20 protein-coding genes are annotated in these 17,201 nt (G+C 74.1%); 11 read left to right on the top strand and 9 right to left on the bottom strand.

Annotation, left to right across the window (positions count from 1 at the left end; genetic code table 11):
- Positions 1-167: 167 nt before the first annotated feature.
- From NHG27_RS14095 to NHG27_RS14085, 3 genes are all read right to left on the bottom strand, one after another.
- A complete protein-coding gene (locus NHG27_RS14095) occupies positions 168-1,463 on the bottom strand; it encodes a hypothetical protein (RefSeq protein ID WP_497016708.1) in 1,296 nt (431 codons plus the stop codon).
- A gap of 426 nt (positions 1,464-1,889) precedes the next feature.
- Entirely contained in the window at positions 1,890-2,285 is a 396-nt protein-coding gene (locus NHG27_RS14090; protein WP_497016707.1) for a hypothetical protein, read from the bottom strand.
- Positions 2,286-2,398: 113 nt separating this feature from the next.
- Positions 2,399-3,358 (bottom strand): hypothetical protein, encoded by a 960-nt coding sequence (locus tag NHG27_RS14085; RefSeq protein WP_497016706.1) that lies wholly within the window; start codon positions 3,356-3,358, stop codon positions 2,399-2,401.
- A 157-nt stretch (positions 3,359-3,515) separates the two neighbouring features.
- Here NHG27_RS14085 and NHG27_RS14080 point away from each other — a divergent pair, with 157 nt between their 5' ends.
- From NHG27_RS14080 to NHG27_RS14055, 6 genes are read left to right on the top strand one after another with little or no spacing between them, the layout of a single operon-like run.
- Positions 3,516-4,352, top strand: coding sequence for an STAS domain-containing protein (locus NHG27_RS14080; protein WP_497016705.1), 837 nt, complete (start codon positions 3,516-3,518; stop codon positions 4,350-4,352).
- The gene (locus tag NHG27_RS14075) at positions 4,349-4,753 is read left to right on the top strand and encodes an STAS domain-containing protein (protein ID WP_193720287.1); all 405 of its coding nucleotides are present in this window, start codon (positions 4,349-4,351) and stop codon (positions 4,751-4,753) included. Before NHG27_RS14080 ends, NHG27_RS14075 begins: the two co-directional genes overlap by 4 nt.
- Entirely contained in the window at positions 4,750-5,163 is a 414-nt protein-coding gene (locus tag NHG27_RS14070) for an ATP-binding protein (protein WP_193720288.1), read from the top strand. Before NHG27_RS14075 ends, NHG27_RS14070 begins: the two co-directional genes overlap by 4 nt.
- Positions 5,160-6,197: an ATP-binding SpoIIE family protein phosphatase gene (locus NHG27_RS14065; protein ID WP_497016704.1), complete on the top strand. Its 1,038-nt coding sequence runs from the start codon at positions 5,160-5,162 to the stop codon at positions 6,195-6,197. Before NHG27_RS14070 ends, NHG27_RS14065 begins: the two co-directional genes overlap by 4 nt.
- A 2-nt stretch (positions 6,198-6,199) precedes the next feature.
- The gene (locus tag NHG27_RS14060) at positions 6,200-7,939 is read left to right on the top strand and encodes an ATP-binding protein (protein WP_497016722.1); all 1,740 of its coding nucleotides are present in this window, start codon (positions 6,200-6,202) and stop codon (positions 7,937-7,939) included.
- Positions 7,936-9,540 (top strand): SpoIIE family protein phosphatase, encoded by a 1,605-nt coding sequence (locus NHG27_RS14055; RefSeq protein ID WP_497016703.1) that lies wholly within the window; start codon positions 7,936-7,938, stop codon positions 9,538-9,540. The genes NHG27_RS14060 and NHG27_RS14055 overlap by 4 nt, the downstream gene beginning before the upstream one ends.
- Positions 9,541-9,578: 38 nt before the next feature.
- Here NHG27_RS14055 and NHG27_RS14050 read toward each other — a convergent pair whose 3' ends face one another.
- The 6 genes from NHG27_RS14050 to NHG27_RS14025 form a co-directional block, all read right to left on the bottom strand.
- Positions 9,579-10,166, bottom strand: a complete 588-nt coding sequence (locus tag NHG27_RS14050; protein ID WP_497016702.1) for a hypothetical protein — start codon at positions 10,164-10,166, stop codon at positions 9,579-9,581.
- Positions 10,163-10,741, bottom strand: coding sequence for a DUF6286 domain-containing protein (locus NHG27_RS14045; RefSeq protein ID WP_193720293.1), 579 nt, complete (start codon positions 10,739-10,741; stop codon positions 10,163-10,165). Before NHG27_RS14045 ends, NHG27_RS14050 begins: the two co-directional genes overlap by 4 nt.
- Complete coding sequence (locus NHG27_RS14040) at positions 10,738-11,190, bottom strand: Asp23/Gls24 family envelope stress response protein (protein ID WP_497016701.1); 453 nt, start codon at positions 11,188-11,190, stop codon at positions 10,738-10,740. Before NHG27_RS14040 ends, NHG27_RS14045 begins: the two co-directional genes overlap by 4 nt.
- Positions 11,183-11,362, bottom strand: coding sequence for a DUF2273 domain-containing protein (locus NHG27_RS14035; protein WP_193720295.1), 180 nt, complete (start codon positions 11,360-11,362; stop codon positions 11,183-11,185). Before NHG27_RS14035 ends, NHG27_RS14040 begins: the two co-directional genes overlap by 8 nt.
- Before the next feature lie 8 nt (positions 11,363-11,370).
- A complete protein-coding gene (locus NHG27_RS14030; protein WP_497016700.1) occupies positions 11,371-11,805 on the bottom strand; it encodes an Asp23/Gls24 family envelope stress response protein in 435 nt (144 codons plus the stop codon).
- 74 nt (positions 11,806-11,879) lie between these two features.
- Complete coding sequence (locus tag NHG27_RS14025; protein ID WP_193720296.1) at positions 11,880-12,428, bottom strand: Asp23/Gls24 family envelope stress response protein; 549 nt, start codon at positions 12,426-12,428, stop codon at positions 11,880-11,882.
- 172 nt (positions 12,429-12,600) lie between these two features.
- Between NHG27_RS14025 and NHG27_RS14020 the strand changes: the two genes are divergently transcribed.
- From NHG27_RS14020 to NHG27_RS14000, 5 genes are all read left to right on the top strand, one after another.
- A complete protein-coding gene (locus tag NHG27_RS14020; protein ID WP_497016699.1) occupies positions 12,601-13,170 on the top strand; it encodes an RNA polymerase sigma factor in 570 nt (189 codons plus the stop codon).
- Positions 13,167-13,625: a hypothetical protein gene (locus NHG27_RS14015; RefSeq protein WP_497016698.1), complete on the top strand. Its 459-nt coding sequence runs from the start codon at positions 13,167-13,169 to the stop codon at positions 13,623-13,625. The genes NHG27_RS14020 and NHG27_RS14015 overlap by 4 nt, the downstream gene beginning before the upstream one ends.
- Before the next feature lie 95 nt (positions 13,626-13,720).
- On the top strand, positions 13,721-14,827 hold the full coding sequence (locus tag NHG27_RS14010) for an acyl-CoA dehydrogenase family protein (protein ID WP_497016697.1): 1,107 nt from the start codon (positions 13,721-13,723) through the stop codon (positions 14,825-14,827).
- Positions 14,824-16,260 (top strand): PIG-L family deacetylase, encoded by a 1,437-nt coding sequence (locus NHG27_RS14005; RefSeq protein ID WP_497016696.1) that lies wholly within the window; start codon positions 14,824-14,826, stop codon positions 16,258-16,260. The genes NHG27_RS14010 and NHG27_RS14005 overlap by 4 nt, the downstream gene beginning before the upstream one ends.
- Positions 16,257-16,979 carry a glycosyltransferase family 2 protein gene (locus tag NHG27_RS14000; RefSeq protein ID WP_497016695.1) on the top strand — a complete coding sequence of 241 codons (723 nt, stop codon included), beginning with the start codon at positions 16,257-16,259 and terminating at the stop codon, positions 16,977-16,979. Before NHG27_RS14005 ends, NHG27_RS14000 begins: the two co-directional genes overlap by 4 nt.
- Positions 16,980-17,201: the final 222 nt, after the last annotated feature.

Here is a 17,201-nt window from a genome sequence, read left to right as displayed (position 1 = left end):
CTGACCTGCAGTGATGGCACCCCGGCCGCCCGACGTGGCGACCGGGGTGCCACACTTTTGCCGCAGGGGACGACAGGCACCGGCGTCCGAGCCCGTGACGAAGGTGCACCTGGACGTCGTCGTGGCCCTTCCCCGACGGGTGGCCGGCGAAGTGGAGGGGCCCGCGTTCATCCCGCCGGCGTGAGCCTGCCCAGGTTGAAGGCAGCAACGCCGGCCGTCGACGACCGCCAGGCGATGACGTCGCCACGCACTACGACGTCGCTCAGGCCCGGAGCGTCGATGAGCTTGTAGATCGCGTTCGTCCCGACGTAGTGCAGGTACTCGCCCGCGTCCCCGTTCCCGGAACCTGCGCCCCATGCGAGGACGTTGCCGGACAGCGAGACGGGGCCGAACCAGTCCGTGCCGGTGTCGATGATCGTGGTGACCTGCGTCGTCCGGTCCATGACGTACAGCTGAGCATCGACCGTCGTCATCCCGTCCGGCTCGGATCCTGACGCCACCGCCCAGACGAGGACCTCGGGTGAGACCGCCATCGCGATGATGGGACGGTCCACCGGGGTCGTCATGGTCGCGAGCGTCTGCTGGTCCCCGTTGTCCGGGGAGAAGACGATCTCCGACGCGAGCCGGTCCCCCTGTTCCTGGGACCTCGCGAAGTAGATGCCATCGGCGTCACCTGCGTGAACGATGACGTTCTCGGCGAGCACCTCGACATCTCCGTCTCCGGCGAGGTCCGCGCTCAGGAGATCGCTCCTCCCGCCCGCCTTCGAGGCTGCGTTCCAGGCGAGCCTGCTCGTGCTCATGGACAGGTACGGATCGATCCCGATGATCCGTGGCGTCGCACCACCCGGGTAGAAGTCGCGGTAGTCCGCGACGAGGGTCGGGGCGTCGTCGCCGATCCGAGTCGCACGCACCCGCCAGTCGAACTCGTCGAGGTTGGTGCTGCGGGTCTCGAGCCAGGCCAGACGGTCCCCGCGCCGGGTGAAGGTCGAGACCTGCCCGGGCGCACCGGTACTGACCTCTCCGAAGACGACGGCGCCCTCTCCGGACATGTGGACCAGGTCGGTCTGTTCCGGCAGGAGTGCATCGCCCTCGAGCTCGGTGCCGTACGTCGCGACGAACGAGCAGTCCTCGCCGACGGTCTCGACGCGCGGTGCCAGTCGTCCGCGGAACTCGGTCATCGTGATCGTGAGCGACAGCGAGTAGTCCCTGCCCTCGGTCAGCTTCGCCGCGCCCTTGGTGGCGAGGTGCGCGCCCTCGGTGAAGCTGCCGGACGCCAGCGTCGCGCCGGGGTTCGCCGCGCCGGCGTCCGGCAGGTCGCCTGATGCGACAGGCTCCCACCGGGGTGCGCACGTCTCCAGTCCGGGAGGAACAGGGACGCTGTCGCTCGCGCAGCCAGAGGCGAGCACGACGACGGCGAGGGTGGCGGCTCCGACCCGTGCCCATCCACGCAGATCGACGTTCATCACAGGGAGAAGCCACCGTTCCCGCTGGCGGACCGATGACCCTGGGTCCAGTTCGGATGCCCGTAGCGGGGGCCTCGGACGAGCTCGACGGCGTTCACCACGTGTCCAGCGTCCGTGCTGCGGCCACGCGACGCTGAACGATGCTCTTCGCCGGGCGTTCCTCGAGCACGCCTGCCGGCAGACCCGATCCTCCGAGCAGCGTCGGTGCGTGACGTAGGCCCCGTGCGAACGTGCGGTTCAGTGCACAGCCCCCCATTTGTTAATCGTCCTGGCGAACCTTGGCAGACCTGACATCTCACTGTCAAGGGGCACCCCGCCCCACGGTCGTGTCGTGGTCCTGATCGTCCTCGTGACACCCGAGGCCCCTGCTGCCCCGTGCGCCGTGACGCACACCGAGGAGCCCGGCGCGTCAGCCTGCCGACGGGGTCAGCCTGCCTGCGCGTTGACCCACGCCGCGAGCTCGGCCGACTCGTCCGCGAGCGCATCTCCAGCCGTGAGATCGAGCGCTTGCGCCGTGGACGAGGTGGCCAGCACGCGGGCGCCGTCGAGCGCCGCGCGATCCGCGGCGAGATGCTCGAGGGCGGACCGCAGCCGCTCTGCGTCCGATCCCTCTCCGGGCGACCATCCCGCCGCGGCGGCTGCCGCGAGGACTGCGGCGGGGTTCGACACCTGGACGTCCGCGACCGTCACGACCCGGACGAACGTGTCCGGCGCAGGCGGCGTCGCCCTCCGGCGCGGGAGCGGGCGCGCGGTCGTGGGCGGCGCGGGTCGGCGGCGCGGGAGCGGCGCAGGACGGGTCGGTGCGGAAGGCTGGTCTGACACCTGTACGAGTGTGCCACCACGGGTCCGGCCTGGCGCGGGCACCGTTCAGGCGGAGCCGGCCCGCGGCCGACCCGTGTCCACGGCGAGCGGCACCTCCACCCGGGCCGGCCGCGTCAGGCGGCGCCCCACCAGGACAGGACGGCGGCCCACACCAGGAGGGCGTCGGCGTCGCTGTCGAGAGCGCTGATCGTGAGCGATCGTCCACCTGCGTGCTCGCGGACCGAAGCGAGCTCGAAAGGCCCGCGGCACACCCGTCCGACGTGGGGACGACAGGTCGTGTCCCACGCCTCCGTCACCGCCGTCACCTCACCGACCGGACCGGCGGCGACGACGTCGCGGACGCGCGCCCCTCGCGTCGCCCGGGTGACCTCGGCGACCGGGCTGCCGTCCGCGAGAGCCACCTGCCGAAGAGTCCATCCGCCGCCCCGGAGCCGACGCGCGCCGGGCGTGCTGCGGAGCAGGACCTGCCCGGCAGGGTCGAGCAGCTCGACCGTCCGAGGGTCGTCGCTCGACGCCGAGACGTCCATGAGCGTATCGACGACGCCGCTGGCGATCTGCCCCGTCGACATCCGCGCCGGCGGGCAACGCCGGACGAGGGCACGGAGGGGTTCGCTGCCCACGACGTCCAGCTCTCCGGTCCATCCGAGCGGCGCGAGGGCGCCCCGGGGAGCACTGATCGGCAGCTCGACGGACCGCGGCAGGAGTGCGGCGACCTCGGCCCTGCCGCGATGCACGAGGATCTCGGGCGCGGAGGGGACGCCGACGGCGGGGACCGGTGGGCCGAGGAGCGCCCCCGGGGTGCGCAGCCGTCGTCCGGTCTCGCGCACGGTCTCGCACGCCGCCTCGACGCTCGCGTGCGCGGCCCCGACCGCCGCACGGGCCGCTCGGGCCCGGTCTGCCAGACGGTCCGGCACGAGCGAGTCGAGCCTGGGGAGCCCCCACCCGCCGACGCCTCGCCGAGGGTCCACGCTGTCCGTGGGAGGCTGCGCCCCTGCGTCGACGCCCCCCTCCGGTGCCGGGCTGGGATCGTACGGGCGTTCGAGCGGGAGACCAGGATCGTCAGGGAGGCTCACGCGTCAAGGCTAGCGAGCCAGGATCGGGCCGCCGCGTCTCAGCGGGGCGTCCACGGGCCATGGGTCGTCCTCGGAGGTGGTCGCTCCTGAGTACACTTGGCCCTCGCCACTGCTTGGAGACCTTGAGCGGGAGGCAGACTCTTGGAAGGAATTGTCGATGGCCGACGTCGCCACAGCTGCACCCGAGACCCTCGCCCAGACACTGGCCGCGCACGCCGAGCGCGTACGCGGTGTGTGGCTCGACGCCGCCGCCCGTGAGCTCCACGGCCGCACCTCGCGGGGAGAGCTCGACCGTGAGCAGGCTGAGATCCTCGACGCGCTGCTCGACGGCCTCCGGTCCGGTGGGATCGCACTGGCCGACCCTGCGTTCGACCAGCTCCGCGGCATCCTCGCGGACGTCTCGGCGACGCGCGCCCGGCTGGGGTTCACCCCTCGGGAGACGGCGATCGGGATCTTCGCTCTCAAGGAAGGGCTGTACCCGCTCGCATCTGCGGACGTGGACATCACACCGCTGCTCCGGCTCGTCGACCAGCTCGGCCTCCTGACGTTCGAGACGTTCGCCGCCGCGCGTGAGGCGATCATCGCTGAGCAGGCCGAGCAGCTGCTCGAGCTCTCGACGCCCGTCGTGAAGCTCTGGGAGGGCATCGTGGCGGTGCCGCTCGTCGGCACGCTGGACTCTGCCCGCGCCCAGGTCGTCATGGAGAAGCTGCTGAACACGCTCGTCGACACGGGCAGCGAGCACGCGATCATCGACATCACGGGGGTCCCCGCCGTGGACACCCAGGTCGCCCAGCACCTGCTCAAGACCGTGGTCGCTGCCCGTCTCATGGGCGCCGAGTGCACCATCAGCGGGATCCGGCCCCAGATCGCCCAGACCATCGTCGCCCTCGGCATCGAGTTCGGTGACATCCGCACGCGCGCCACCCTCGCCGACGCCCTCGTCGACGCGCTGCGCGCCACCCGTGCGGCTCGGCAGGTCGGGCTCCCCGCATGACCGACGGCGTCCCCATCCTCAAGATCGGCTCGACGCTGCTCGTCTCGATCCAGATCGACCTCCAGGACGACACCGCGCTGCGGCTCCAGGAGGACCTCGCCGAACGGATCACGGACACGGGTGCGCGCGGGGTCATCATCGACATCTCGGGCCTCGAGATCGTCGACTCGTTCATCGGGCGGATGCTGGCGTCGATCGCGGGCATCTCGCACGTGCTCGACGCGACGACGGTCGTCGTCGGCATGCGACCGGCGGTCGCGATCACCATGGTCGAGCTGGGGCTCTCCCTCGGCGACGTCCGCACGGCGCTCGACGTCGAGCGCGCCCTGGCCCTCCTCGCCCCCGTGGAGCAGTTCCCGGAGGACGTGCTGCTCGGGGCCGTCGAGCGCGAGGAGGGATGAGCGCGCCGACGACGACGGTCGAGCACGTACCGATCCGGACGGACTCCGACGTCGTCAAGGTGCGCCAGCTCGTCCGAGCGCTCGCCCAGCAGGCACGCCTCTCCCTGGTCGACCAGACCAAGCTCGTCACGGCCGCGAGCGAGCTCGCGCGCAACACCCTCGTCTACGGCGGCGGCGGTGACGCCGAGGTCCAGCTCGCCGTCGACGGCGTGCGGACCGGCGTGCGCGCGGTCTTCAAGGACGACGGCCCGGGCATCCCCGACCTCGACCTGGCGTTGACCGACGGGTGGACCAGCGGGAGCGGGCTCGGGCTCGGTCTGTCCGGCTCACGGCGGCTCGTGCAGCACTTCGCGATCGACACCGCTCCGGGCGCAGGCACTCGCGTCGAGATCGCGACCTGGTCCCGATGACGGCGGCGAGCGGCGTCGACGAGCGTCGCAGCATCGTCGAGAACGGCACCTGGTACACCGTGGACCACCCGTCCGCGGTCGGCCGGGTCCGCCGCGCGGCAACCTCCGCCGCACGCGACCTGGGCTTCGACGAGGACCGGTCCGCGAAGATCGGGATCGTGGTCTCCGAGCTGGCCACCAACCAGTGCCGGCACGCGGGCTCGGGTGCCGTGCTGGTCCGGGTGCGTCGTACCGGGGACCAGGCGCAGCTCGAGACCCTCGCCGTGGACTCGGGTCCCGGCATGCGCGACATCATGGCGGCCATGCGCGACGGCGTCTCGAGCAGCGGGACCCTCGGCATCGGGCTGGGCACCTTGCCGCGCCTCGCGTCGTCGTGGGACGCGTGGACCGCTCCCGGGCAAGGGACCGTCATCGCGGCGACCTTCGCCGAGCACGCCGGACCGTCGGTGTCGCCCGCCCCGCCGACGGGTGTGACCCGGGCCATGACCGGGCAGGAGGCGTGCGGCGACGCGTTCGCCGTCCGGCACGACGACGGCGTGCCGACGCTCATGGTCGCGGACGGGCTGGGCCACGGCTCGCTGGCCGCGGCCGCCTCGGGCGCCGCCGTGCGTGCCTTCCTCGATGCGCCCGCCGGCCCCCCGGTCGCACTCCTCGAACGCGTGCACCGAGCCCTGCCCGGTACGCGCGGCGCCGCCGTCTCGGTCGCCCAGGTGAACGGCGGGGTGCTGCGCCACGCGGGTCTCGGGAACATCTCCGGGACCGTCCACGGCGCACGAACGCGCGGCCTGGTCAGCCACCCCGGCATCGCGGGCGTGCCCGGGCGTCCCCTCCGGGAGACGACGTACCCGGTCGAGCGGGGCGACGTCGTCGTGCTGCACAGCGACGGGCTCACCAACCGCTGGTCGCTCGCCGACTACCCGGGGCTCGCGACCCGCTCCCCGCTCGTGATCTCCGGTGTCCTGCACCGCGACCATGCCGTCCGCCCCGACGACTCCTGCGTGGCGGTGCTGCCCGTCACCTGGCTGGAGCAGTGACCATGCCTCTCCTCGTGACCCAGCTTCGCTCCGACGCCGACGTCCTCGCGCTCCGCCGCGCCGGGCGCGAGATCTGCCGCCAGCTCGGCATGGACACCCAGGACCAGGTGCGGGTCGCGACCGCGCTCTCGGAGATCGGCCGGGCAGCGGTCTCGACAGGGATCGCCGACGTCGTCATCGCGGTCATCCCCGGTGTCCCCCACGCGACCCTGCGCGCCGAGTTCACGCCGGACGTGCCGTTCGTGCTCGACGGCGACTCGAGCGACGGTGGTGTGCCTGCCGCCCGACGCCTCGTCAAAGGGCTCGAGATCGATCCCACGGGCGCCCGGGTCGTCCTGACCAAGCCGCTCGGGACGACCGCGCGCATCGACGAGGCCTGGCTCGCTGCGGTGCGACGCTCCACCGCCGCGGCCCACGTCGCCGACGCCCTCGACGAGCTCCGGGTGCAGAACAGCGAGCTCGTGCGAACCCTGGACGAGCTGACCCACCAGAAGGAAGAGCTGCGGCGCTTCAACGACGAGCTCGAGGAGACCAACCGGGGCGTGCTCGCGATGTACGACCAGCTCTCGTCCGAGCTCGAGGAGACCAACACGGGGGTCGTCGCGCTCTACGCCGAGCTCGACGAGCGTGGGCGCGAGCTGACCGCGGCGAACGAGGCCAAGACCCGGTTCCTGCGCAACGTGAGCCACGAGCTGCGCTCGCCCGTGAACTCGATCCTCGGGCTCACGTCGTTGCTCGTGGACTCCCACCTCGACGCGGACCAGGCCCAGCAGGTGACCTTCCTGCGCGAGAGCGCGACGACCATGCTCCAGCTCGTCGACGAGCTGCTCGACCTGGCCCGGGCGGAAGCCGGCCACGAGGACGTCGAGCCCGCCCTGGTCGACGTGCCACGCCTGCTCGACGAGCTGCACGGCACGACCCTCCCGCTGCTGCGCCCCGGCGTGACGCTGCGGACGGTCGCCACGCACCGGCTCCCTCTCGTGACGGACCGGCGCCTCGTCGCGCGCGTGCTGCGCAACCTCCTCGCGAACGCGGCCAAGTTCACCGACGAGGGCTGCATCGAGTTCACGGCGGAGACGGAGGGCGACCTGGTCCGGTTCGAGGTCCGGGACACCGGCCTCGGGATCCCCGAGGAGCAGGTGGAGTCGGTGTTCGAGGAGTTCGTCCAGGTCCCGAACCGGCTGCAGCCCTCGGTGCGCGGCACCGGGCTCGGCCTGCCCTACGCCCGACGCGCGGCGCAGGCGCTGGGCGGCACCCTCGAGGCGTCCTCGCGGCTCGGCAACGGGAGCACCTTCACCCTCCGCCTGCCCTCGCTCCCGTTCGACGAGAGGCCCCAGGACGCCCCTGCCGGGGCCTTGCCCGTCGACGCCACTCCCCCGACGGACGACCTGGGGCACGTGCTCGTCGTCGACGACGACAGGGCGTTCGCGTCCGTCCTCGTCGCCCTGCTGCAGGGCGACGCCGCGCGGGTGAGCGTCGCGCACGACGCCGCGCACGCACTCGCGCTCCTGCACGACGGCGCGGCCGACCTGGCCCTCCTGGACGTGCGTCTGCCCGGCATGGACGGCCCGACGCTCAGGGCGAGGATCCGTGACCTGCACCCGGCGACCGCGACGGTGCTCATGTCGAGCGCCACCCTGCCGCCGCGCGAGGACCTCGCCGGGGTCCTGTTCCTCCCCAAGGCGAGCATCTCCCGCGACCACCTCGTCGCGACGCTGCGGCGCGCGAAGGAGGGCCGATGAGCCCGGCCCGCACGGTGCTCGTGGTCGACGACACCGCGGCGCACCGCTACGTCATGGCGAGCTGGCTCCGCCGCGCGGGCTTCGAGGTGATCGAGGCGGCGACGGGGAGCGAGGCGCTCGTGCGGACCACGTCGCAGATCGACGCCATGGTGCTCGACGTCAACCTCCCGGACATCCCCGGCGGAGAGGTCTGCCGGCGGCTCAAGGCCGACCCGGCCACCGCCCACATCCCCGTCCTGCACGTCTCGGCGACGGCCGTCGACGCGGCCTCCCGCACCGCGGGTCTCGAGGGTGGCGCGGACGCCTACCTGCCCGAGCCGCTCGACCGCGACGAGTTCCTCGCGACCATCAGCGCCCTGTGCCGTCGGCACGACGCGCAGCGCGGGGCCGGACGGCGGGCGCGACGGCTCGAGGCGCTCGCGAACGCCCTCGTGCCCCTCCACGAGGCGCGCTCGTACGAGGCGATCGTCGACCACACGGCCCGTGGCGCGTGCGCCGTGCTGGGACGCGTCGTCGTCGCGATGGTCGTCGCCGACACGGGGGTCGTGCTGCGCTCGGTCTGCGCGGCCGAACGCTCCGCCCTGGTCCGCGGGCGCGGTACGCATCCCGTGGTCGCGCCCGGCGACGGGTTGCCCATGGTGTTCGAGCCCGACGACGTCCCGGCTCCCTGGCAGCCTCTGCTGCGGGAGGCGGGGATCGACCCGTCACGGTGGTGGACCATGTGGCTCGTCGACAGCGGCGGCGCGCTCGTCGGGGGCCTCGGGATCCAGGTCGGCGAGGGCGACGGCTCCCTCTCGGACGAGGAGAAGGGCGTCGCCGGTCGGTTCGCCGAGGCCGCGACGGTCGCGCTCTCCAACCTGCGGACGTTCGCCGAGGAGCAGCGCATCGCGCTCGCCCTGCAGCGGGCGCTCCTGCCGTCCAGCCTGCAGGTGGGCGGCGGGGTGGACGTCGCCGCGCGCTACGAGGCCTCCGACGCCCGTCTGGACGTGGGGGGAGACTTCTACGACGCGTTCGACCTGCCCGACGGCAGGGTCGCGGTGGTCATCGGCGACGTCCAGGGCCACTCGCTGCGCGCCGCGATGGTCATGGCAGAGGTGCGGCTGACCCTCCGCGCCTACCTCCGCGAGGGGCACGACGCCCAGACGGCGCTGAACCTCCTCAACGAGGCGCTGCGTCACGACCACACCGAGTACGCGACGGTCTGCGTGAGCGTGCTCGACCCACGCACCGGCGCGGTCGAGATCACCGACGCCGGCCACCTCCCGGCGCTCGTCGTGCGCACGGACGGGTCGGTGGTGGTCGCGAAGGCCGGCTCGCGACTCCTCGGTCTGCCGAACCCGGACGTGCGTCCCGCTCACCGTGACGTCCTGGGCCCCGGTGACCTGCTGGTGCTCGTGACGGACGGGCTCGTCGAGCGCCGCGGCGCCTCGCTGGCCGACGCCCTCGACCGGCTCGCCGTGATCGCCGGGGAGAACGCCGGGGTGGGCCCGACGGCGATGTGCGAGCGCCTGGTCTCGGTCTTCGACGACGCGGGTCGCGAGGACGACGTCGCCGTCGTCGCGGTCACGCGCGGCCCTGTGCCGCCCGCGACCGTCGACTGAGACCAGCGGCGCGCGAGCCCGCCCTGCGTCCGGCAGGACTACTCCACGCGGGCCGAGCGGTCCGCGCGGCGACGCGTCCTGATCCGCAGGGTCGTGCGGGACCGGAGGCGCCCGTCGGGGAGGACCACCGCGGCGTCGGCCAGGACGTCGTCGAGCCGCCCGGCGAGAGCGGGCAGGTCGGTGGCCGGGTCGACCGTGACGAGCAGGCTGAGGACGAGCTCCCGCCCCTCGTCGCGCAGGGTGGCGCTCGTCCGGTTGACCTCGGGGAGCTGACGGGCGGCGTGGGCGGTCGCGTCGGCCACGGCGCCCCGGGAGATCCGCAGGCGGGCCGTGCGGGTCGAGCCCGGCAGGTCCTGCTCGGGGACGGAGCGCGCGGGCAGGTGCGCGAGCATCCACCACAGGGCGACGACGGCGAGGACCACGGCGACCGCACCGGTGGCGTACGGCCACCACGGCTGGGCCGTGGCCTGCGCGACACCCCCCGTGTCGAGCGCGTCGGGCACGCCGTCGACGACCTGCGACAGGGTCCCGGTGGCCCACAGGACGGCGCCGACGCCGACGACGAGCAGGACGAGGCCCGCGAGGGCGAGCAGTGCGCGGTCGAGCCGGAGGACGGTCCTGTTCATGGCCGTCCCCCGTCGCTCGCGAGGACGGTCAGGGCGGGCGGCTGCTCGAGCGCCCCGAGCTGGCGGGCGACCTCGTCGCGGACGTCGTCGAGGATGTCCGGCGACCCGGTCGTGCGGACCGTGACGCGAACCGCGCGGCGCGTGACCGACGTGCTCGCGCCGAGGACTCCCGGCACGTCGCGGGCCGTGGCGTCGACCCAGCGCCCGATGTCGGCCGCCCGCAGATGGATGCCGCTCGCTGCGGACACGCGCCGTGTCGTCCGGGGGCGGGGGCGGATCGCCTGCCACAGGAACCAGAGACCGACCAGGGCGAGCACTGCTCCCACCACCCCGACCCACGCCTCGGGCCGCAGGCCGTCCAGGGACTCGAGGAGGGAGTCGAACCAGCTGGTCCCCTGCCCCCGGAGCGCGACGAACGCGGCCTGGCCGGCGAGGACAGCGACCGCCAGCAGCACGATCGCCAGGACGAACGCCCAGGAGGTCAGGACGAGCGCGGCGCGGGGTGCCCTCGCCGGGGCGGGCACGTGCCGGGTGTGCTGGTCGTCCTGGGCATGCTGTGCAGCGGGTGCGCTCATCGGACTCGCGGCTCCTTGGTCGGACCGGACGTCTCGACGTCGGACGGGTCGACGATCCGTGCCACGGTCGTCCGCACCTCGTCGACGTGCACCCCGGCGAAGGTCAGCAGCTGGTCGCTCACCGCTGCGCACACCGCCCGCGCGACGTCCGCGGCCGGGGAGGGCCACACGAGGGCGACCTCGAGCCGGACTCGTGCCCTGTCGCCGGACCGTGAGCAGGCGACGTGCGGGTAGCTGCGTCCCAGGGCCCGCCCCACGGTCCCCGCGGTCGTCGCGACGGGAGCGACCCCGGGCACGCCCAGCACCGCCGCGCGGGTCACCTTCTCGACCACCTTGTCGGCCACCCGCAGCGACCCGCGCTGCGGGGCGGGCCGCAGCGCCTGGGTCCGGGCGGCCGGCTCGCCGAGGGGCGTACCGGCGGGCGCGCCGACCGGCGTCGGGTCAGACATGGCGTCGACCGCGGAACGCGGCGGCCAGGTCGATGCGCCCCTCGATCTGGGCGGCGACGAGCCATCCGACCCCGCCGAGCACGACGGCGAGGACGAATCCCCAGAAGCCGCCGAGGATCGCGGCGAGGGCCAGCAGGATGCCGGCGAACAGGCCGGTCGTGGACACGGACATGGGCTCTCCTAGGACTGCGCCCGCTCAGCGGACGGACGGCGATGAGGCGGGGACTCGAGGTCCTCGACGTAGACGCGAACCGGCTGCCGCACCAGCGCGCGCACGGCCTCGTGGACGTCCCGCGCGACGGGCGGGATCGGGCGTGCGGTGGAGACCACGACGTGGACCTCGGTCCCGTCGGGCCGGAGCCGCACCCCGGGCACGGCGCGCCCGGGCAGGTACGTGGCGACCTCGCCGAGGACTCCCGGGTGCAGGCGGACGACTCCCGGTACCGCGAGCACCCTGGCCACGACCCGGTCGGCCAGGTCGCTGTCGCCGTCACCGTCGCCGCGCGGGTGGGGACCCGCGCCGGGCGCGGCACCCTGGGCGGGGGCTCCCGACGCCGGGGCCACCGGTCCCCCGGGCAGGTCGCCTTCGTGCGGTTCACCGTGAGCGGCGACCACGTCTCGCGGGGTCGGGACGGCCTCGTGCGAGGGGCCGCCCGCGGACGGCGGCCTCGACGGTCCCGGAGGACTCGTCATCGGACTCGCCCGCCGCCCTCCTCGTCGTCGCCCTCGCCGGACGCCCGCTCACGCTGGGCGCGCCGGTCGCTGCTCGAGTCCGTGTCGTCGCCGGGCAGGTGGACGTCGTTGACGTCGATGTTGACCTCGGTGACCTCGAGTCCCGTCATGCGTTCGATCGAGGTGATGACGCTCCGCCGGACGGCCTGGGCCAGGTCGGCGATCGAGACGCCGTAGTCGGCGACCAGGTCGAGGTCGACCGCAGCCTGGCGCTCCCCGACCTCGACGTGGACGCCAGAGGTGGTGTCGCTCCCCGTGCCGGGGATGTACTCGCGGATCGCCCCGAACGCTCGGGCAGCTCCTCCGCCGACCGCGTAGACGCCCTGGACGTTGCGGGTCGCGATGCCCGCGATCTTGGCGACGACCTGGTCGGCGATCGTCGTGCTGCCGTGGTCGGACGCCAGGGCCGAGGTTCGTTCACCTCCGGACGCCGCTGCCGGCCCGCTGTCCCGGGTGGGGGAACCTGAGGTGGATGGACCCGTGGCGGACGTGCTCTGCTCACTCATCGTCGACTCCTCGTGCTCGGCGGCCGCCGCTCTCGGGGACCGGGTGTGCGGCGTGTCGGAAGTGGGTGCCGGCGGCGAGCGGTTTCGTCACACCCTTCCGTGTGTGATCTACGTCACACTCAACGCGTCCTCACGACTGGCGAGCGCCCCGGCCGTGGATATCGTCGGAGAGGTGGACACGTCGAGGGAGGCCGACGGCGCGGGGGCGTCCGTCTCCGACGTGGCGCTCGCACGCAGGGCGGCCCTGCGCGATCCTGAGGCGTTCACCGTCCTGGTGGACCGCCACGGGCCCGCGCTCTACCGGTACGTGCGACGCATGGTCCTCGACCCGGAGGTCACCGCCGACTGCGTGCAGGACACGTTGGTCGCGGCATGGACAGGGATCCCGGACTTCCGGGGCGAGTCCACGCCCCGCACCTGGTTGTTCGGGATCGCGACCCGCCAGGCGTACCGGCACCGGACGCGCGCCGCGCGCCAGCCCGACCCCCTCCCCGAAGACCTCGTGGAGACCGTGGCACGCCCGCCCGACCAGGGGGCCGTGGACGCCGCGCTCGTCGCAGCCCTCGACATCGCCCTGCTCGATCTGCCACCGTTGCAGAGGTCGTGCTGGCTCCTGCGGGAGGTCGAAGGACTGCACTACGCCGAGATCGCCGAGATCCTCGGCACCTCGCACGACGTCGTGCGAGGGCTCCTGCACCGAGCCCGCGCCCACCTGGCTGCAGCGATGGAGGGATGGCGATGAACGACGACGCCGTCCTCGTGCGCGCGACCCAGGCTCTGCGTCGACACACCGACCACGGGTGGGTCGCCACCCGCGAGAGCGCGCTGCTGCAGGCTCTCTCCGCGTTCCGCCCGTCGGCCCCCGTCCGCGGACGCACTGCCGGTGCCACGGGCGCCGTCGACTACGTCGTGTCCGCCGACGTCCTGGTCGCGGCCCTTCGCCAGACCGTGGCCGCCGTGCCCCGGGTCGCACCGCTGACCATCACCTGCTCGACCGACGACGCCGACCAGCTCACGACCGTGACGATCGAGGCCCTCGCTGCGTTCGACGAACCCCTCCTGCGCCTCGCCGCCACGATCCGGGACGGCACGGTCGCCCGGCTGACCGAGATCCTCGGCGAGCTCGCTCCCCCGGCAGACGCCGTCGCCGTCGACGTCGCCTTCACCGACGTCACGGACGACCCCGCCGACCTCTGACGCCGCGGACCACCCGGCCGGTCCACGACGCCCGCCGTGCGGGTGGCGCGGCCCCGCGATTGACTACGGAGGTCCCCGAGCCGACAGGAACCACCTTGACCGATCCGCACGCCGCCCCCCGCTCGACCGCATCACCGACCACACCGTCCGACGTCGTCGTCCTCGATCCGTCGCGAGGCGACGCGGACCAGGCACGAGCGCTGGTCCAGGCCATCGGCCCCGTGCCCGCGATGAGCGGCGACGTCGCGGCAGCCCTGACCTGGGCATCCGACGTCGGCCGTACCGCACCGTCCCCGGGCGCCGGGCGCACGCTCGACCTGTGGGAGCTGCTCGCCTCGACCGCCGCCGCCGACGTCGGGGTCGCCCGCGTCCTCGAACCGCACCTCGACGCGCTCACGATCCTGGCGCAGGCCCCGGACGCCGTGGACCTGGCGTCGATCGGCGTCGGCGAGGGCAGCACCTGGGGGGTCTTCGCCGCCGAAGGACCAGGCGTGCGCCTCGAGGCCTGCGAGGGTGCGGATGGTTGGCGGCTCACGGGCGTCAAGCCGTGGTGCTCGCTCGCGGCGACGCTCACGCACGCGCTCGTGACCGCGTGGACGACGGACGGGCGGCGGCTGTTCGCCGTCGGGTTGCGGGCGCCAGGCGTCGAGCCGCACGACGGCCCATGGGTCGCGCGCGGGTTCCCGGAGATCGTCAGTGCGCCCGTACGGTTCGACGGCGCCGCGGCCGTCCCGGTCGGGGGCCCCGGCTGGTACCTCGACCGCCCCGGCTTCGCGTGGGGCGGCATCGGCGTCGCGGCCTGCTGGTGGGGCGGGGCCGTGGGGCTCGCCCGCGAGCTGTACGCCTCGACCGGCCGCCGCGAGCCCGACCAGCTCGTCCTGGCCCACCTCGGGGCGGTCGACGTCGCGCTCACGGGCGCCCGCACCGTGCTCGCCGAGGCGAGCCGTGCCGTCGACGGCGACGTGGACCCCGGTGTGGCCCCGGGGGTGCTCGCCCGCAGGGTGCGCGGCGTCGTCGCGCGCGCGGTCGAGGAGACCGTGCAGCGGTGCTCCCACGCCCTCGGCCCTGGTCCCATGACCACCGACGAGGCGTACGCCCGCCGACTCGCCGATCTCCAGCTCTACGTCCGCCAGCACCACGCCGAGCGCGACGACGCCTCGCTCGGCCGCGACCTCCTGGCCAGCGGGCGGTCTCCGTGGTGACGTTCGACCACCGCGACGTCGGCACGACCGAGCAGGCCTGGCGGGCAGGCGGCCTCCTCGACCGGCTGCCGCCTCTCGACCTCCCCCAGACGGTGCGTGACCTCGTCGTGCTCGCCGCGCACCCCGACGACGAGTCGTTGGGGGCCGGCGGCCTCCTGGCACGGCTCGCGCACCAGGGAGCAGCGGTCACGGTGGTCGTCGCGACCGACGGCGAGGGCTCGCACCCCGGCTCGCCGACGTTCTCCCCGGAGGCGCTCGCGCGCCTGCGACGCCGGGAGCTCCTGGATGCCGTGGACCAGGTGGCGCCCGGTGCGGCCGTGGTCTTCCTGGGTCTGCCGGACGGGGGCCTGCGCGAGCGGCGCGACGATCTGCACCGTCGCCTGTCCGGGCTCATGGCCTCGACCGGCGTCGGCGCGGGTCCGGGAGGGGACGGGGAGAGCCCGTCACCCGTCGTGCTGTGCGCGCCCTGGCGCGGCGACGGCCACCGCGACCACCGTATCGCCGGCGAGGTGGCGGCCGCCGTCGCAGGCGAACGGGGCGCGCGTCTCCTGGAGTACCCGGTCTGGTGGTGGCACTGGGCGGAGGCCGACGAACCGCGGGGCACGGAGCACATGCGGGTTCTGCCGCTCGCACCGGAGGAACGCGCCGCGAAGGTCCGAGCGCTGGCCGCGCACCGGACCCAGGTGGAACCGCTGTCGCCGGACCCGCGCGACGCGGCCACGGTCGGCCCGGAGATGCTCCGCCACGCAGACCGTGACGTCGAGGTCTTCGTCGAGGACCTCAGCCTGTCAGCAGGACCGGGACCGACGGCCGGGTCAGCCGGCTCGCGCGCGGTCACGAGCCTGCCGGCCCGGTTCTTCGACGACTTCTACCGTGGCCGCACCGATCCCTGGGGCTTCGAGTCCCGGTGGTACGAAAAGCGCAAGCGCGCCGTGACGCTCGCCGCGCTACCGCGTCGCCGCTTCCGGGCGGGCCTCGAGATCGGTTGCTCGACGGGGGTCCTGACCGCGGACCTCGCCGACCGCTGCGACCGGATGGTGGGCGTCGACGTGGCTGAGGCCGCCCTCGCGGTCGCCCGCGAGCGCCTCGGCGACCGGGCCGAGCTGCTGCGGCTCGAGACCCCTCACGAGTGGCCGGCGGACCGGTTCGACCTCGTGGTGCTCTCCGAGGTCGGGTACTACTACGGCGCGCAGGACCTGGAGGTCGCGCTCTCGCGTGCCGTGGGCTCGTTGACGCAGGACGGTGTCCTCGTCGCCTGCCACTGGCGTCACCCGGTCCCGGAGTACCCTCTGGGCGGCGACGACGTGCACGCGGCTCTTCGCGCGCGCGCCGACCTCGCCCTCCTGGTGCGGCACGTCGAGGAGGACTTCGTCCTGGAGGTCTTCTCGAGGCCGCCGGCGCTGTCGGTCGCGCGCGAGGCGGGCCTGGCATGAGCGCACCGGACCGTGTGACGCGAGTGGCTGTCGTCGTGCCCGTGAACGACGAGGAGGAGCTGCTGCCTCGCTGCCTGGGCGCGCTCGAGGGTGCCGTGGCGCGGTTGCGGGCCGAGCGGCCGGTCGTGCGGGTCGCGGTCGTGGTCGTCCTCGACGCCTGCACCGACGGGTCGGCCCGGATCGCCCGGTCGTCCCCGTTCACGGTGGTCGAGACACGGCACCGGCGGGTGGGTGCAGCCCGCGGGGAGGGTGTCCGGGCCGCGAGCGCCCTGCTCGGGCGGGGGCGTCCGGAGCGGTCGTGGATCGCGAGCACCGATGCCGACTCGGCGGTCCCGCCGCACTGGCTCCTGCACCAGGTCGCGCTCGCCGAGCGTGGCGCGGACCTCGTGGTCGGCACGGTGCGCCCAGACTTCGACGACCTCTCCCCCGCGCAGCGCGCGGCCTGGCTCGCGACGCATCCCGTGGGCCACGCGAACGGTCACGTCCACGGCGCGAACCTCGGAGTCCGCGGCGACGTCTACCGCGCGGCGGGCGGCTTCCCTGCCCTCGCCGAGCACGAGGACGTCGACCTCGTGGCGCGGGCCCGTGCCGTGGGCGCTCGCGTCGTGGCCGCCGACGAGGGCTGCGTCCTCACGTCGGGCCGTTCGGTCGGCCGCACCCCGGGTGGTTATGCACGGCACCTGCGCGAGGACCTCGTCCCTGGCGCGCAGGCGGGCTGAACGAGCACGGCCCGACGGCGCCTCCCGGGCCACCGCGTCTCGCGCGCCATGGCGTCGCGCCCGGACGGGAGGAGGCGTCCAGGACCGCGCCGGCACGGTCCCGTCGCCGGTCGCCGGTTCTGCACCGACCTGTCGTCACGTCATGAGGCGAGCAGCTACCCAGCCCCTGAAAGGGGCCCGACGCACGCGCGGGACCGCCTTCGTCCTCGGTGCCCCTGAGGC

It is taken from the genome of Oerskovia sp. 140933, assembly GCF_059651515.1.
The sequence above is the reverse complement of the archived record's forward strand: the minus strand, read 5'-3'. Positions and strand labels throughout refer to the sequence as shown.

What these genes read in the sequence shown, in the direction of transcription:
- NHG27_RS14095 (WP_497016708.1), bottom strand. Translation starts at nt 1,463, where the DNA reads ATGAACGTCGATCTGCGTGGATGGGCACGGGTCGGAGCCGCCACCCTC.
- NHG27_RS14080 (WP_497016705.1), top strand. Translation starts at nt 3,516, where the DNA reads ATGGCCGACGTCGCCACAGCTGCACCCGAGACCCTCGCCCAGACACTG.
- NHG27_RS14075 (WP_193720287.1), top strand. Translation starts at nt 4,349, where the DNA reads ATGACCGACGGCGTCCCCATCCTCAAGATCGGCTCGACGCTGCTCGTC.
- NHG27_RS14070 (WP_193720288.1), top strand. Translation starts at nt 4,750, where the DNA reads ATGAGCGCGCCGACGACGACGGTCGAGCACGTACCGATCCGGACGGAC.
- NHG27_RS14065 (WP_497016704.1), top strand. Translation starts at nt 5,160, where the DNA reads ATGACGGCGGCGAGCGGCGTCGACGAGCGTCGCAGCATCGTCGAGAAC.
- NHG27_RS14060 (WP_497016722.1), top strand. Translation starts at nt 6,200, where the DNA reads ATGCCTCTCCTCGTGACCCAGCTTCGCTCCGACGCCGACGTCCTCGCG.
- NHG27_RS14055 (WP_497016703.1), top strand. Translation starts at nt 7,936, where the DNA reads ATGAGCCCGGCCCGCACGGTGCTCGTGGTCGACGACACCGCGGCGCAC.
- NHG27_RS14050 (WP_497016702.1), bottom strand. Translation starts at nt 10,166, where the DNA reads ATGAACAGGACCGTCCTCCGGCTCGACCGCGCACTGCTCGCCCTCGCG.
- NHG27_RS14045 (WP_193720293.1), bottom strand. Translation starts at nt 10,741, where the DNA reads ATGAGCGCACCCGCTGCACAGCATGCCCAGGACGACCAGCACACCCGG.
- NHG27_RS14040 (WP_497016701.1), bottom strand. Translation starts at nt 11,190, where the DNA reads ATGTCTGACCCGACGCCGGTCGGCGCGCCCGCCGGTACGCCCCTCGGC.
- NHG27_RS14035 (WP_193720295.1), bottom strand. Translation starts at nt 11,362, where the DNA reads ATGTCCGTGTCCACGACCGGCCTGTTCGCCGGCATCCTGCTGGCCCTC.
- NHG27_RS14025 (WP_193720296.1), bottom strand. Translation starts at nt 12,428, where the DNA reads ATGAGTGAGCAGAGCACGTCCGCCACGGGTCCATCCACCTCAGGTTCC.
- NHG27_RS14015 (WP_497016698.1), top strand. Translation starts at nt 13,167, where the DNA reads ATGAACGACGACGCCGTCCTCGTGCGCGCGACCCAGGCTCTGCGTCGA.
- NHG27_RS14000 (WP_497016695.1), top strand. Translation starts at nt 16,257, where the DNA reads ATGAGCGCACCGGACCGTGTGACGCGAGTGGCTGTCGTCGTGCCCGTG.